This is a genomic window from Flammeovirga sp. OC4 (genome assembly GCF_000812565.1).
Classification (GTDB): Bacteria; Bacteroidota; Bacteroidia; order Cytophagales; family Flammeovirgaceae; genus Flammeovirga.
Window position 1 is genome coordinate 17,250 of record NZ_JTAM01000025.1, and the last position, 15,906, is coordinate 33,155.

10 protein-coding genes are annotated in these 15,906 nt (G+C 32.5%); 3 read left to right on the forward strand and 7 right to left on the reverse strand.

Annotated elements, in window-relative coordinates; translation table 11 throughout:
- Positions 1-168 precede the first annotated feature (168 nt).
- Both PL77_RS15480 and PL77_RS15485 read left to right on the forward strand, forming a co-directional pair.
- Positions 169-423, forward strand: coding sequence for a DUF2492 family protein (locus PL77_RS15480; RefSeq protein ID WP_044207148.1), 255 nt, complete (start codon positions 169-171; stop codon positions 421-423).
- A gap of 346 nt (positions 424-769) precedes the next feature.
- Complete coding sequence (locus tag PL77_RS15485; RefSeq protein WP_044207149.1) at positions 770-1,690, forward strand: Rpn family recombination-promoting nuclease/putative transposase; 921 nt, start codon at positions 770-772, stop codon at positions 1,688-1,690.
- Positions 1,691-1,898: 208 nt separating this feature from the next.
- Here PL77_RS15485 and gshAB read toward each other — a convergent pair whose 3' ends face one another.
- From gshAB to PL77_RS15520, 7 genes are all read right to left on the reverse strand, one after another.
- Complete coding sequence (gene gshAB, locus PL77_RS15490) at positions 1,899-4,187, reverse strand: bifunctional glutamate--cysteine ligase GshA/glutathione synthetase GshB (RefSeq protein WP_044207150.1); 2,289 nt, start codon at positions 4,185-4,187, stop codon at positions 1,899-1,901.
- Positions 4,188-4,195: 8 nt separating this feature from the next.
- Positions 4,196-5,524, reverse strand: a complete 1,329-nt coding sequence (locus tag PL77_RS15495; RefSeq protein WP_044207151.1) for an MATE family efflux transporter — start codon at positions 5,522-5,524, stop codon at positions 4,196-4,198.
- Between the two features lie 205 nt (positions 5,525-5,729).
- On the reverse strand, positions 5,730-6,140 hold the full coding sequence (locus PL77_RS15500; protein WP_044207152.1) for a hypothetical protein: 411 nt from the start codon (positions 6,138-6,140) through the stop codon (positions 5,730-5,732).
- Positions 6,141-6,246: 106 nt separating this feature from the next.
- The gene (locus PL77_RS15505) at positions 6,247-9,918 is read right to left on the reverse strand and encodes an SbcC/MukB-like Walker B domain-containing protein (protein WP_044207153.1); all 3,672 of its coding nucleotides are present in this window, start codon (positions 9,916-9,918) and stop codon (positions 6,247-6,249) included.
- A 173-nt stretch (positions 9,919-10,091) separates the two neighbouring features.
- Positions 10,092-11,699, reverse strand: coding sequence for a hypothetical protein (locus PL77_RS15510; protein ID WP_156152385.1), 1,608 nt, complete (start codon positions 11,697-11,699; stop codon positions 10,092-10,094).
- A 30-nt stretch (positions 11,700-11,729) separates the two neighbouring features.
- Positions 11,730-12,413: a hypothetical protein gene (locus PL77_RS15515; RefSeq protein ID WP_156152386.1), complete on the reverse strand. Its 684-nt coding sequence runs from the start codon at positions 12,411-12,413 to the stop codon at positions 11,730-11,732.
- A 417-nt stretch (positions 12,414-12,830) separates the two neighbouring features.
- On the reverse strand, positions 12,831-13,247 hold the full coding sequence (locus PL77_RS15520) for a PH domain-containing protein (protein WP_052444468.1): 417 nt from the start codon (positions 13,245-13,247) through the stop codon (positions 12,831-12,833).
- A gap of 340 nt (positions 13,248-13,587) precedes the next feature.
- On the opposite strand from PL77_RS15520, the gene PL77_RS15525 reads away from it, so the two are divergent.
- Entirely contained in the window at positions 13,588-15,894 is a 2,307-nt protein-coding gene (locus tag PL77_RS15525) for a glycoside hydrolase family 3 N-terminal domain-containing protein (protein WP_044207157.1), read from the forward strand.
- The last annotated feature ends 12 nt before the right edge of the window (positions 15,895-15,906 follow it).

Genomic DNA, 15,906 nt, shown 5'->3' on the forward strand with positions numbered 1-15,906 from the left:
GCTAAAGTTTGTGTAGAAATTCACAATACAAACCTTTATAGAAATAGCAGTCTAGTAATAGGCTGCTATTTTTTTGTAAAATAATAGTTTAAATATATGTAAATATAATAAAAGACTAATTTATCTTTTATTATATTTGTTGCATACAAAAACAAAACAAAGTTTAAGATGAATACTACACACATACATGAAGTAATATTTTTGGTTCAAGACAATGACGGTGTTTATACTGAAGAAGGATTAAATCAAGCAATTGCAGAAAAAATGGGAGAGGACGTTCATTTTGTAGCCTGTTCAGGTATTCCATTTCCAAAAGAAGAAGCGTTATCATTCTTAGTAGAAAGAAGTAAGGTATTTGTCAACGAACAGGGGAAAGTTGAAGTTCATCCAACAATGAAAATGTGTGACTCACATACAAGATAATGTAGATCAATTTGACATCAGGTTACATTACACTAAAAGGGATTTTCATCCCTTTTTTTTTATGCTTCAAATCATTCTATTGTTTGTAATGGTATTTCCTGTAATTTTTAAAATAAAAAATAATTACCTTATAGTAGAATAAGAGGAAATCGTAAAAAAGTCACTATTTAATATAAACAACGATTTCCAGCCAATTGCCTCTACTATTCTAGGTATTAAAGCACAAGACATTACTTAGGACTGTCTAAGTTTAAAACTCACATCCCGCAAGCACAAAACACTTATGGAGGTTGCTTATTCTCTAAACCAAAAATCACTATATTTACTCCATAAACGAACAACAGTTATGTGCACTTCACGTTATATCAATCCATTTACGGATTTCGGATTTAAGAAAATATTTGGAGAAGAAGCCAATAAAGATATTCTCATTGATTTTTTGAACTCGGTATTACCTGCCGAAGATCAGATCTATGATTTGACGTATAAATCCACAGAGCATTTACCCAACAATGATACGGATCGTAAAGCTATTTATGATTTATATTGTGAAAACGATCAAGGCGAAAAATTTATCGTGGAGTTGCAACGTGCCGAACAAACTCATTTTAAAGATCGCACTATTTATTATTCAAGTTTTCCCATTCAAGAACAAGCCAAACGAGGAAAAGGATGGGATTATGAATTAAAAGCTGTTTATGTGATCTCTATCATGGATTTTATCTTTGACGAAACCGAAGAAGATTTCCATCATATCGTACAGTTGAAAAATCAAAAAAATAAGGTCTTCTATAAAAAACTGAAGTTTGTCTATTTAGAATTACCAAAGTTCAGAAAACAGGAGAAAGACTTAAAAACCAACTTTGATAAGTGGCTTTACCTCTTAAATAATATCACCACTTTTGAGCAAATGCCTTCCGTTTTAAAGGAGCATATTTTTAGAAAAGTGCTGAAATTGGCAGAGTATACAGCCCTCCCAAAAGCCGATCAAGAATTGTATGATGAAGATTTAAAGCGTTTTCGTGATTATGTAAATACTTTGGATGCAAGGGAGGATAAAGGCAGGAGAGAAGGTAGAGAAGAGGGTAGAGAAGAAGGTAGAGAAGAAGGTAGAGAAGAAGGTCTCAAAGAGGGAAAAAAAGAGCAAGCTATTGAGAATGCTAAAAACTTCCTTCAAATGGGCTTATCTATTGAGCAAGTCGCCCAAGGCACAGGTCTAACTATTCCCGAAGTAAAGGAAATAGCAAATACAATTTTAAGAGGTTGATTGTAATGTAACAGAGCTCACTAAGTATCAGCTTTCAAACTTTTTTAAAATATAACCACTGCATGACAAAAACTTGTGGGAGTTATTTTATTATTCTTATCTCCACCAAAATCAATTTTTCTATTTAACATAACATAATTTATATTATAAAATATAAATAATCAGCCCAATAACATATCTCTATATTATTGGGCCATAAAATGATACTTTAGTAACCCAAAGCATCTAAAACTTTAGCATTCAATTTTCGATTTTCTCCTTTGTAAGGATAACAATGTATATGAATTGCCGGATTAAAATTCATTTCTATAATAGCATAATTATCATCCGTAGCATCTTCATTGATATCGTCAATCATCATATCCAAACCAGTGATTTTTACATCTAATGCTTTAGCAGCTTCAATGGCAATCTTTTTATAAGAGTCTGGAATATCGTCTGTATAATCAATACTGTCACCACCAGTAGAAATATTTGAATTTTCTCTTAGATAGATAATCTGATCTTTTGATGGGATAAAATCAAAATCATATCCTTGAGTCTTTAAAAACATCTCTTCCGCTTCACCAAGTGCTATTTTTTCTAAAGGTGTTTTATATCCTTTACCCCTAAGTGGATCTTTGTTCTTTTCAATTACTAATTCTCTAACAGTTGATGCTCCATCACCTTTTACATTGGCTGGCACTCTATGAAGGATACCAACGACTTCATCATTAATAATGAAAATTCTATATTCTTTCCCTGTCACAAACTCTTCAATCAAGATAGAATTATCATGCTCAAATGCGATTTCGACAGCTCTTTCAAAAAGCTTTGAATCTTGATTATCTTTTAGAATACTAATACCCAAACCAAAATTAGTAGATTTTGGTTTGATCACAATTGACTGACCTTTGTAAAAAATAAAGTCATTTTTCGCCTTCTCAACAGAAGTATACTGCTCGCCCTTTGGAGTTCTAATCCCCACATTTTCAATTAGCTTTTTAGTCATGACTTTGTTTTCCATCATCAAAACACTCACATAATTGTCCAATGAAGTTCTTGTCGCTTGCATTACATACTCTTCTTTACCCCATCGATCTAATTTGACAAAGTTTTCAGTACGATCCATAATGTCAAAGTTTATTCCTCTTAGAATAGATTCTCTCAAAACTAACTGCGTTGAAAGTTCCATATCTTCTAGACCATGAAATTTAAACTGAACCCCTTTAGAAGCTTCTTTATATTCAATTGCTTTTTCTAAATGCCATTGTATGTACTCTTTGCCTTGAATTTCTTTTAGAGTATGACAAGAAGGGCGTTCTTTCCTATGTTCAGAAAGCAACATTAGCTTTTTAAAAGCTGAAGTATAATCCTTTGGAGCAAAAGCGACAAACATGTCAATTATCTCAGCAGTAAGGTTCTGAATAGCATCATTTAATTTGACTTTCTGTTCCTCTACAACAATATTTGCCTCTTCTGATAAACCTTCACTAGCTACAATCTCTTGATTCATCGTAGCTTGAATTTGTTCCTCCTTTGTAATTTCTTTTCCATCCTTATATAAACAAAAAAGCAAGAAAAGGTGGACTATTTTAGCTGTATCTTCACTAATTCCAATTTTTTGATGAGGGTCTAAATCCAGCGATCTAACTTCCACATACTTCAATTTACCATTCACTTCTTTAAGTCGAATTGGAGTATAATTCTCTTTATAACTATTCAAAACACCTTCTTCGATAGCTGTATTAATACTTTGCTTATAATTCTTCATCGAACTATAATCCAAGACCAAATCATCTATATTTTTATAACCACATACTGTTGATCGCATTGACACTGCATGATCAAAATGATGACTATCTTTAGTCGCTTTAGGTAATTGATCAATACAACACTTCAAATAAGTATTATGCAATGCAGGACTATTTCCCAATAAAGCAATTAGATACCATCTATAACGAAGGAAGTTTCTAGTGATTTTTAGGTATAATTCCTCTCTAAACTCTTCATACGTCACATTGCCTTCATATTGCTGATATAAGAATTGAATGTTCTTGTCTTCTAATGAAAAATTATAGTGAATACCAGAAAGTAACTGTTTTTTCTTTCCGTATTTATGTGCTAAATGATTTCTATATTCCTCGTTTTCTCTACCTTCAATGCCAAAATCAGCTATTTTAATTTCATCCTCATTTTCTGGAAGCTCCGGAGGTGTACTTTGAGGCCATAATAATTCCTCTCCCAAGTTTTCTGTCACTACATCATGAATTGTCTCTAAGAAACCTAATGCTTCACGAATTGAAGGTAACGGAGGTGTAATCATTTCTACTTGACTTTCTGAAAAATCAGTAGTGATATAAGGATGTGTTAATTTATTTCCAAAGACAGCTGGATGCGGCGTTGTCGCCATTTTACCATCTTTTGTAATTCTAACATTTTCTTTTTCTAAACCGAAGTTACCCTCAAAGATGCGTTCAGTTCTATTATCTTTTAATATATTTTGTATCGTATGCATAATATTTTTTAGAAAATCGTTGAAAGGGTCATTTTCTTCTGAATGGAATAATAGGCTACACTAAGACTAATGGCCCTTAGAAGTGTACTAATTGCTATGGACATCCAAATGCCATTGATTCCAAACAGATGTTCTTGTGATAAATAAAGCGCCATTGGAACTCTAATCACTGTCATAGTGATATTAATAGAAGCTGGAATTTTCGTTTTCCCCAGTCCATTTATAATTCCTGATGTTACCATTTCCACTGTCATAAAAACTTGAGACAAGCCTATAATTCTTAGATAACTTGCTCCAATGGCAACCGTTGTATCTTCTTTTACAAACCAACGAACAAAGAATTCTGGAAAGCAATAAAAGAGTGTTCCCATTAACAAGCCCAATACGACTGCAATTTTGATGGCTGTTTGATATCCCTCATGTACTCTATCATAGGCTTTGGCTCCATAATTCTGGCCAGTGAAAGAAAGCATCGCTCCCATTAATCCACCAGTAATCATAAAGGTCATGGATTCAATCTGCAAGCCGATTTTCTGGGCAGCAATCGCATCACTCCCCCATTGAGCGACGATTCTAGCCATAATTATTCCAATCACCGTAAAAACAATCCTTTGAATAGAAGTTGGTATCCCCAAGCGTATTGTATTGTAGATCTCATCAAAAGTCACTTCAAACACACCCTTTCCAAAGAAATTTGTAAACGATCTTCTATAAAAAATTATAAAAGAAATCATCTGTGAAATAACAGTGGCGATTCCGGCTCCTATTACTCCGAAATCAAGTAAGAAGATAAAGATTGGGTCTAATATGATATTTATGACAACACCAATCATGGTAATTTTCATGGGTGCTTTACTGTCTCCACGACTATTACTAATTGAGGTAAATAAAAAGACTGCTTGAGAGAAGAAAAGGCCTAAACCTGCTACTTTTAAATAAGAGACAGAAAGTTCTTCAACAGTATTGTTATTTAAATTAAAGAATCCAATGAGATACTCAGGAATGGTCTGGATCAGAACAAGCATTAGTGTTACCACTGCACCTAATCCCATCAATGATTCCCTACTAATTTTTTCAGCCCTTTTGTAGTTCTTGGCTCCAATCTGCTGAGAAACAGAAATGCCTGTTCCAAGTATAAATACAGATGCAATAGCCCAACATAGTTGTAGGAAAAACGCAGAAGTTCCTACTGCCGCTACCGAATCACTACCTAATTTCCCTACCCAGATCATGTCTGTAAAATTATAGGCAAATTGTAAAAATGAAGATGTAATGATAGGCAACGCTAGAGTAATAATATTTTGAAATACATTACCCTTCGTTAAATCTTTTTTCATTAATTTTTTGGTATGAAAAGTTCCATTCCCATGATCGTAAGAGTGCTTTATTTTATAATTAATAAGCACACTGATTTACTCTTATCAATTTAACTTGATAGGAGTTTACAACCATATTTTTAATTTAAAGTATTAATTTTTGAATACTAATCACATGATAAGTACAATGTTATATCATGTCGGATTATGTAAATAAGGAATAGGTTTATAGCAATAAACGGCATAACCAAAAGATGTATCTACTTAACCTTTTGGATAGAAAACTTGCTCTATAATCTTTAACTGCCTTTTTATCTTTCTTTTCTTTAAGAGCATACTTTTTAGTTGTAATAACTGTAGTGTCATTATCGAAAGTACTTAAAAACAAGGCACTAAAGGGAGAGTGAATTGAAATAACTGTATTGGCAATCGGTTTGTGATCTTGAGGTAAACAACACTGAGTTTGATTGCCTTGGGTAGAAAAAATCTTGTGTTCTTTCGTTATTTCAACCTTATGGGTATCATCTTTTAATTTGCAACAGCTTTCCTTTTCCTCCTCGTTCATCAACAAAAAGGTGATCATGCATGTTACAAATGCAAGCGATAGATTAACAATATATAAAAGTCTTTTTCCCATAATTGATTATGACGAAATATATGAAAAATGGTTCATATATAAATCAGAATTCAATTATATTAACCTTTCAAAATTAATTAATTTTAAGTATAAGACATTTTTAATGTCAATGAATCTCTATTGTACTTATACCTCCACTATGTTTAGTAACATTTATCTGAGTTCCCAGCCTTTCATTTAAGGTTTTAACATGAGAAATCACACCGATCATTTTACCATCTGTCTGAAGAGTATTTAAAGCATAAATAACATCTTCAAGAGTCGTTTCATCAAGTGTGCCGAAACCTTCATCTATAAATAATGAATCAATTTGTACATTTTTACTGGAAAGATCCGAAAGTCCTAATGCTAAAGATAAACTGATCATAAATTTTTCACCACCACTCGCTGTATCTACGGATCGAGGCATGTCGGCTAAATGATGATCAATCATTTCAAAAGTTAGGAATGACTTAGGGATTGTATTCGCTCCAAACTCAATAGGTTTGAGTTGCAACGTATATCTATTGTTCATTTTTGAAAGGTGCCTATTGGCTAGTACCAAAAGGTTTTTCAATGTCAAATGCTGAGCAAATTTATTGAACGAGTCATTTGTTCCTCCTAAGGCAGACTTCAATCTTGACCACCTTAAATACTCTTCTTCTTGTATACCTATTTTTTCTACTAATTCCGTTTGATCGTTTCGAAGTAATTGGTCTTTGTCTAAAGTGGCTTTCGCCTCCCCTTTTTCTTCTAACATGGACGTAAGCCACTTTTTATCTTCCTCTAGTTGATGTTCTAGATCATCCTCTTTTTCTTGAATATCTGCGAGTTTACTCTTAATATCAGTTCTTTTTTCATCAAAAGCTCTCTGTCTTTCTATTAATTGAATTTCTTCTTTTTTGATTTCATCCTTAATTGTTCTCAAAGATTTTAATTCCTCCTCAGAAATAGCTTTAGATTTAATTTCAGTGATATTTTCAAAATCAGAAGTCCTTAACCACTCATTGATAGTTTGTTCCACTTCGTTTATTTCTTCAGAAAGATGAGCAATATCTTTCTGAATAATTTCTTGTTTCGATTCAATACCCTTCAACTCCTTCTCTACAGTAATCTTCTCTTTTTCTGACTTTTCCTTTTGATTTGTTTTCAATTGAATTAAATCCTCCTGTCTTTTATTCTCTTGCTGAAGATTTACTTCCCAAGGTAAAATATCACTTCTATTCTTTTTTAGACCTTCAATTTTTAGGTTTAAAGTACTTATTTCTTCTTTAATTTTAATATAATCAGTTTGATCACTTGCAAATACAGACTGTTTTTCTTTTTCTAAAATTTTATTGTTTTCAAGTTCACTCTTCAGTTTCTTCAACTTCTCTAATGCGTCCAAGTAGTTTTTACAATTTGTCTTGAATACATTGAATGTTGATACCCACTCATCATATTCAATAGGGTCATAATTATACTTTTCTAACTGACCTTTAATCTTTGTTTTACATTCCCTAATAGTTTGACTTAAACTTGTTATTTCATTTTGAAGCGTTTCAATTGATTGAGAAAGATAATTTTTTTGTTCCGAAAATCTTGAAATTTCTAACTCATTTGATTGCAGCTTTTCTTGCAATGCCTTCGCTTCCTTTACTAAATTTGAAATAGCTTCTTTTTCATATTTCAATTTTTGAATTATCTGAGTTTTACTATTAATAGATTGAAGAATTATCTCTAACTGATTATTTACTTCAGATGAAGAGTCAATAGAAAAATTCAGCTTCAAAAGCTCAAATTCATTCTCAATTTCAACTCGGTTCACTTTTAACCTTTTCAAGTCACTTTCCTTATTTTTAATGGACTCAACAAGTCGAGTTTCCTCTTGAATTAGTACTTGTTCCTCTTCTGTAATTTCACTTAATTCTTTTTCTCTTTTCGCAAGTTCACTTTCTTCAGAGTGAATCAATGATTTATCTCTATACTCCTCCACAAAAGGATGCTTCGTTGATCCACAGAGCTTACAAGCTTCTCCTTCTACTAATTTTTCACGCTCCTTTTCAAAAGACAAAATTTCTTTCTGCAAAGACAGGATCTTCAATTGATCATCAAAACTTTGCCTGGCTACCCTTTTTGTTTCATTAATTTTTAGAAGTTCTTTTGAAACCAATGCTTTTTGTTCATGAAGTCCATTGATGACTTTTTCCAAGTCAAGAATATCTAATTTGCACTTTTGATACTTTTTAGTGATTTTCAAGGCATTTTCTAATGCTGCTTTCTTTGATTTTTCAGCATCTAAAAGCTCGAGTTCTTTGAGTAATTTTTTTTCAACTTCTTCGTATCTATCAGCTTGATTGTCTACAGATTCATATTTCTTTTTTAATTGAAAATTTAGACCTGACTTTTCTTTTAGCTGAACGTTTATTTTGTCAAGTAATTGAACGGTTTCATTTACTTTACTAGTATTCTTTTGTTTTTGATCAATTGCATTTTTCCAATCTAATGTAATTGTATTCCATTCCTCAAAGTGATGCTTTAATTCTTTGTACTTTTTATTTTCAATAATATATTGCTCACCTATTTCGACCCTTTTTTCAAGAGCAGTAATATTTTCTGATAACGTACGAAGGTCTCTCTCTTTTAAACCAATTTGCTCTTTTTTATCTTCAAAACCTTGCTCTAACTTTTTTAGTGAATGATGTTCAGACTCAATTTCAATTTCAATTTTTTCAACTGTTCTATAAACAGGCTTCCATTCTTCAAACTTAAGTTTAGCTTCTTCTAAATTTTGAAAATTCTCTTTATAAAGTATATCTGATTTCTTTAAATTCTCTTGTGCTAATTCAAATGATGCTGAAAGATTTGATGATGTCTGTTCTTTTTCAAGATGTTGTTTTTGACTTCTCTCAAGTACATTGATCTTTTGAAAAATAGGTGTAAGTTTTTCTACTTCAGAAAGTTGATCTAATAAAGATTTCTTTTTATCTCTCTTAACGTTAAATGTTTCAAAGGAAGATTGCAATACCTTTTCTTCATTTTGTAATTGCTTATTTTCCTCAAATACTGACAGTTTCTTTGTGGTATTACTAATTTTAGAATTGAGCTCCGTTTCTAATTCAGGAATAAGTAATACTCTTTCTTCTAGCTTTTTCTTATCCTCATCACTCAGTAAGTGTTCTGTATTGACCTTTGCTTTTAAGTTTTCTAATTTAATTTTTTCAGTAGACACTCGATTCTGTACCTCATACCCTATTTGTTTATAAATATCTTCACCAGTAATTTCCTGAAGTAATTCCCCTTTCTTTACTTCATTCGCATTTAAAAAAGAGGCAAAATCTCCTTGAGCAATGAGCACAGACTTGCAAAACTGTTCGAAAGAAAGTTTAACAATATCTTTTACAACAGCAGTCATTTCTGTTTTTGAAGATGCAAGTATCTCCCCCTTTCGTTCTCCAGATTGTATACTTAATTCATACTCATCCAACGGCTTTTTTCTCGCTTTAAATGACTTGGTTAATATAGCCATTGAACGATAGGCACAATAAATTTTACCTTCATTTTCGAAAGTTACCCTGGTGTGACCGGCTATAGAACCTTTAGATACCACTTCATAAATACTTGTTTTATTTAATCGAGCTACTTTACCATATAAAGCAATGGTAATAGCATCAAGAATTGTTGATTTTCCAGCACCTGTTTTACCTGTTATTGCAAAAAGATTTGTATCAAGAAACGCATTATTCTCGAAATCAATAATAATTGGTATTTCAGATTTTAAAGAATTAATATTTTGAAGTTCTATCTTTAGTATTTTCATGATCTACTGCTAAAAGGGAAAATTAAAATTAGTACTCTTAAGTCCTAAAAGCAACAACAGAAATTAAAAAACATAGAGAAAAAAGAAGGGTAATTAAATTTAACATGAATAAAAAAAGGCTACTTCAAGGATTAAATACCTTAAAGTAGCCCAATTGTATTTTCTAATTCTTCTTAGAAGAATCTGTTACAGAATGTATCTGGGATTTCGTAACTATCATCTACCATATAAGTACTAGTTAATGTCAACTCGTGTTCGTAAGCACGGTTGTTATAGTATACTCTGAATTTATATGGACGGTTAAGCTCTACACCATAGATTGTAATACTACCTTTGTAAACATATCCTACATATCTCCAATAACCATAATTTGGATCATACATGTATAAGTATGTTGAAGGTTCTACAATATTATCACCACAGTAACCTGTGTAGTCAATTGTTACATTTTCTAATTTTGGAATTTGACTGATGAATTGACTTGCAGGAATAGAAACTTCTGCACCGCTACATAAGTTAAATGGTTCCGAAGTATATAATAATTCACCTTTTCTGTAACGGCTAACACCAGAATAAACAACAACTTGAACATTTACGTTACTTGGAGCATTGTAATAGTTAAATGTTTTACCATCGTACCATGTTGTAGTTTTACCTGACCAGCTTGTGATTGGTTGGTTTGTACCCGCATAAACAATATCTGAATAAAGTCTATAACCATCTGCTGCAGTAACACCTGGAAGGTTTACAGTAACAGTTGAACTTCCTGTTCTACAACGAGTACCATAGAAGTCCAAGTTGTACCAAGAAAGGTGAGTAGTTTCATAATTTACTTCCAAACCATTTTCTCCTTGTGAAACTGTACCTTCTGTATGATATTCCCATGTACCATCATCATTACTATATGACCATACCGGAATTTTATCCCCTACTTTAAGACCTTCTCCTGTAATTGGATTTACATAATCAGAATTGACCTGCATTGTAATTTCAACTGGAGCAGAAAATTCTTTTACTTCTTTGTTTCCAACATACATATCGATAGAAGCAAAACCTGCTGTAATAAAAGAGATATCATCTTGAGTTTCTCCATTTTCATCCACCACTTCAGTTGGAGCAAAACCACCTGGGAATGACTCAATCGCATCTGAAGTACGGCTATCAAAATTAGCTACTTGAACCTCAAGTTGTCCTCCTGTTAATGTGTTTCCATCGGCATCCATGAAAGTAGTTTCTGCTGGAATTGTAACATTAGTACAAGAAGGCTCAGTTGTTGGCGTTTCTACTGTAAAAGATGAAGTTAATTTACCTTGGCTTAAAGAAGTTTTCTCACTAACAGTTTGTACACCTTCTGGAGGGTTACTCATATTTACCAAGAATGAAGAAAGGTCTACAAGTGAATCTTCAGGATCAATTGTAACTGGAATTGTTGTTGTCAAATAGTCCTCACCACTTACTTTTACTACAAACTCTGCAGGCTCTGTTAGGTTCTGATCCTTTAATGCAATAGACACTACACCATCTTGTGCTGCGAACTTTTTATCACCAGCATTGTTTACTACTTTACTAGCGTCTTTTCCAAGGATTTCAATATTCAAAACTTGATTACCCTCTAACCTTGTTTGGTCCTGTGGGTCAAAAAGTTGAATATTAGCCTCATGATTAAATACTGAAGTATTTACAGCAATTGCAAAACCCTCTAGTGGGTCTTTACATTGTGTCAATACACCTAAAATCATAAGAGCGAAAGCTGAAAATAGATATGTGTATTTATTTTTCATTTTAAGAGTAATCTTTTTAAGGATAAAAAATTAATTAATACGTACGGCTAAACGTAACGTTAAACGTGGGTACCAGCTATAGCCCGATAAATTTGTTTCTAATGTTTCTTGCTGAGTTCTCATCTCTTCTAAAAGACGAGTACCTGTAATTGTTGTTTTTGGACTTCCTGCATAGTATGCACCAATATCAAAACCAAAACCAACACGTCTTTTTGGAACTGCACGACCCACTCCAATACCAAAGTAAGGAGCAACTTGTGACCATTCAGACTTAATTTCAAGAGTTCCAATATCAGCTGGTGCAAGTGTTACTTCGCCAAAAGTAACGTTATCAGCGTATTCACCAACTGCTTGAACATTGTTCCCTACTAAATAAGCTAAACCACCTACAATTTTGAAACTGCTTGATTTAAATGGCATGTATTCCACTAGTAACTCAACATTTGTAAAATCAACGTTGATATTAGTGTTCATTGACTCGCCACTAAATGTAAGAGTTTGAGTAAAATCATCTAGCTTGAAATAGTTGAAGCCCAACTTTATATTAAAGTTAGGGTGTACATTTTTAGAGACATCAAGACCACCGCCTTGTGATCCCGCAGAAAGACCAATAGCGATTTTAGATAAGTGACCATCATCTTCTTGGGCATAAGTTGTAGATATGCCTATGAAGGTAAAGACCATAAATAAGAGAGAATATCGAAGTGTATTCATAAAACAGAGTTTAATTAGTTTGGAAATAAGAGTCTTTTTTTTCCAGATAAAGTAACAATTTTTAACCTATTCGAAATGTAAGAAATTTTTATGCCAATTCAATTGTTTAAACAGGAATTATATTCAATTTATATGATAATACCCATTTTTAGGTATATATATCTTCACAAATAGCATATAATATTGAATTTTATTGAGTTAAGTTAATTTTCATTCTGTTAGTCATTTGCTACTTTAAATTCACTCTGAGTATGCCTTTATCTAGAATTCTATTTGCATATTCACTTATTTTAACGCTGGATGTTTAATTTTAGTTATATAACGTAAGACTTATAATTATTCCAATACTACAGATATATCATCGAATCATCCTATTTCAAGATTTCACTTATTGCTCATAATATAAATTGGGGAGTTTTATTTCACCATAATTTTAGGATCTACATCAATTTCAGCATTTATATCAAGTAAATTTTCAATAAATCCATATTTGTCTTCTGGCGATATTAATACATTGCTGTATTTCGTATATCTAATATCAAGTCGGTCAAAAGACAAAGCTGGCGAACTTAACAATGAGTTGGTCATTCTGATTTTAGTAATCTCACTTATAGGTATACGAATATTGACTAAAAACCCACTTTTAATTATCAGCACTTCGTTTTGGATGATATAATACGTATTAGAAAATAAGTGTATGACAAAGGCTACAACAGGAGCAAATAAAATAGCACCTAACCACTGTTCGTTTACCAGAAAAAGAAGGAATGGGATGATCACTGACAGATTTGTGAAAGCAGCCAATGGATAGTTAATTTTAGATTTGTATTTCATAATAAGTAATGTAGTTTTCTAACTCAATTAGCTAATATCAATTCATTTTTCAAAATATTTCATTAAAAACTAAATCTATCATTTAAAGAAAGAAAATCACATAAAGAAAATTAAAATTATCAATAATGCATTTAAAATGAGAATAAATGCTTCAACAGTCATTTTTTTAAGTGAAAATCAATTGTTTTTTCTGTCTTTAAAAATAATACGACATTAACTCAATTTCATTACGTCATTTTTACGAGTTGAAGAATTAAGATGAAAGAGAAATAGGCTATAAATATATTATTAGGGTATAATTGTAAAGGTGAAATGAATAACATAATTATACTTTTTAGACATGCACAAACTCAAAATTACAGCAATCTTTCTTTTTATCCTTATTGGTATAGGGCTTTACTCAGTAAAGGGGGACAGTAGCAATCCTGAAAATGAAAAAATAGAAAAGTTACTACGTCAAATGACCCTGGAGGAAAAAGTGGGACAAATGACTCAAGTTACTTTAGAAGTAGTGTCGAAGGGTGAAGGGCCTTTTCGTATGGACAAGCCTTGGGCATTAGATCATGATAAATTAAAAGATGTATTAATCAATTATCATGTAGGATCAATTTTAAATACCGCTGGAGAAGTGAGAACTCCTAAGGAATGGTATGAGGTCATCAAAACAATACAAGATGTTGCTATAAATGATACACGTTTAAAAATCCCTGTACTCTATGGTATAGATGCTATTCATGGTATGTACAGTGCAGAAGCTACAATGTTTCCTCAAGAAATAAGCATGGCTGCAACATGGAACCCAGAACTTGTCAAAAAATCATCAGAAATAATTGCCTACGAAACCAGAGCATGTGGAATTCCTTGGACTTTCAACCCTACCTTAGATTTAGGAATAGACCCAAGGTGGCCTAGAATGTGGGAAGCTTATGGCGAAGACCCTTATTTACAATCTATTATGGGAACAGAATCAGTCAAAGGTTATGAAGGTGGCGCAATCGATAACCCTAATCATGTTGCTTCATGTCTGAAACATTATATTGGTTATGGAGCACCAAGAAGTGGTAAAGATAGAACACCTGCATGGATTCCCGAAACATTCTTAAGAGAATACTTCCTCCCTCCTTTTGAAGCTGCAGTTCAAGCGGGTGCAAAAAGTGTAATGGTCAATTCAGGTGAAGTAAATGGTGTGCCTGTACATGCAAGTAAAAAACTTTTAACAGATATCTTGAGAGGAGAATTAGGGTTTGAAGGTGTAATTGTAACGGACTGGTTTGATATTAATAATTTAGTAGAAAGACATCATATTGCTGCAAATAAGAAAGAAGCAGTCAAGAAAGCCATTCTTGCCGGTATTGATATGTCAATGGTACCTTATGATGTTGAATTCAGCAAGCATTTAGTGGAGCTAGTCAAAGAAGGACAAATTTCAGAAGAACGTATTGATGCATCTGTTAGACGAATTTTAAAACTGAAATTCGAACTCAACTTATTTGAAAACCCATATACTGATTATAAAAATTACCCTGAATATGGTGGAGAGAAGCATCATCAAATTGCTCGTCAATCTGCTCATGAGGTGATTACTTTATTAAAAAATGAAGATAATATTTTGCCTTTAAAAGAAGATGCTAAAATATTAGTAACTGGCCCCAATGCAAATTCAATGCGAGCGTTAAATGGTGGTTGGACCTACACTTGGCAAGGTGAGAAAACAAATAAGTTTGCAGCGGATCACAATACGATTGTAGAAGCATTAAAAGCTCAATCTACAAACATCTTTTTTGAAGAAGGCGTGAGATATCCAGAAGGAAATAATGATTATAAAGTGGATGAAGTTGTAAATATTGATAAGGCTGTAAAGTTGGCTAAAAATGTGGATTACATATTATTGTGTTTAGGTGAAAATTCTTACACTGAGAAACCTGGTGATTTAGATGATTTAACCTTATCAGCGAATCAATTAAAACTTGCTGAAGCAATGATTAGTACTAAAAAGCCCGTTATCTTAGTGCTAAATGAAGGTCGTCCAAGAGTAATCTCATCAATAGAAGACCAACTAAAGGCTGTTATTCAATTGTATCTTCCTGGTAATGAAGGAGGAAATGCTTTAGCGGATATTCTTTATGGAAAAGTCAATCCATCGGGTAAATTACCTTACACTTACCCTCGTTTTGTAAATGACCTCCTTCCCTATTATCATAAATTTTCATCCTCTACCGCTCATAATGACGGAAACATCAATAATAACCATGAGGTCAAAGCACAATATGAATTTGGTTTTGGTTTAAGTTACACAACTTTCAAATATGAAGACTTAAAGCTTTCAAAATCGGAAATATCTACTGATGACGAACTTGAAGTAAGTATTAAGGTCACAAATACGGGTCAACGTGAAGGAAAAGAAGTCGTTCAACTATACACGACCGATGTAGTAGCTTCAATTTCTCCTTCGGTAAAAAGATTAAGAAGGTTTGAGAAGATAAATTTGAAGGCTGGAGAATCTAAAATGGTATCGTTTAAACTCAATAAAAATGATCTATCATTTATTGGAGAAGACAACCAATCTGTTGTAGAAGCTGGTGAATTTATCATAACATGTGGCTCACTTCAGAAAAAATTCCATCTCTTAGATTCAAAAAACCTATAAACTAACAAAAAC

Excerpts from the sequence above, each read along its gene's own strand:
- PL77_RS15480 (WP_044207148.1), top strand. The coding sequence starts at position 169 with ATGAATACTACACACATACATGAAGTAATATTTTTGGTTCAAGACAAT.
- PL77_RS15485 (WP_044207149.1), top strand. The coding sequence starts at position 770 with ATGTGCACTTCACGTTATATCAATCCATTTACGGATTTCGGATTTAAG.
- gshAB (WP_044207150.1), bottom strand. The coding sequence starts at position 4,187 with ATGCATACGATACAAAATATATTAAAAGATAATAGAACTGAACGCATC.
- PL77_RS15495 (WP_044207151.1), bottom strand. The coding sequence starts at position 5,524 with ATGAAAAAAGATTTAACGAAGGGTAATGTATTTCAAAATATTATTACT.
- PL77_RS15500 (WP_044207152.1), bottom strand. The coding sequence starts at position 6,140 with ATGGGAAAAAGACTTTTATATATTGTTAATCTATCGCTTGCATTTGTA.
- PL77_RS15505 (WP_044207153.1), bottom strand. The coding sequence starts at position 9,918 with ATGAAAATACTAAAGATAGAACTTCAAAATATTAATTCTTTAAAATCT.
- PL77_RS15510 (WP_156152385.1), bottom strand. The coding sequence starts at position 11,699 with ATGAAAAATAAATACACATATCTATTTTCAGCTTTCGCTCTTATGATT.
- PL77_RS15515 (WP_156152386.1), bottom strand. The coding sequence starts at position 12,413 with ATGAATACACTTCGATATTCTCTCTTATTTATGGTCTTTACCTTCATA.
- PL77_RS15520 (WP_052444468.1), bottom strand. The coding sequence starts at position 13,247 with ATGAAATACAAATCTAAAATTAACTATCCATTGGCTGCTTTCACAAAT.
- PL77_RS15525 (WP_044207157.1), top strand. The coding sequence starts at position 13,588 with ATGCACAAACTCAAAATTACAGCAATCTTTCTTTTTATCCTTATTGGT.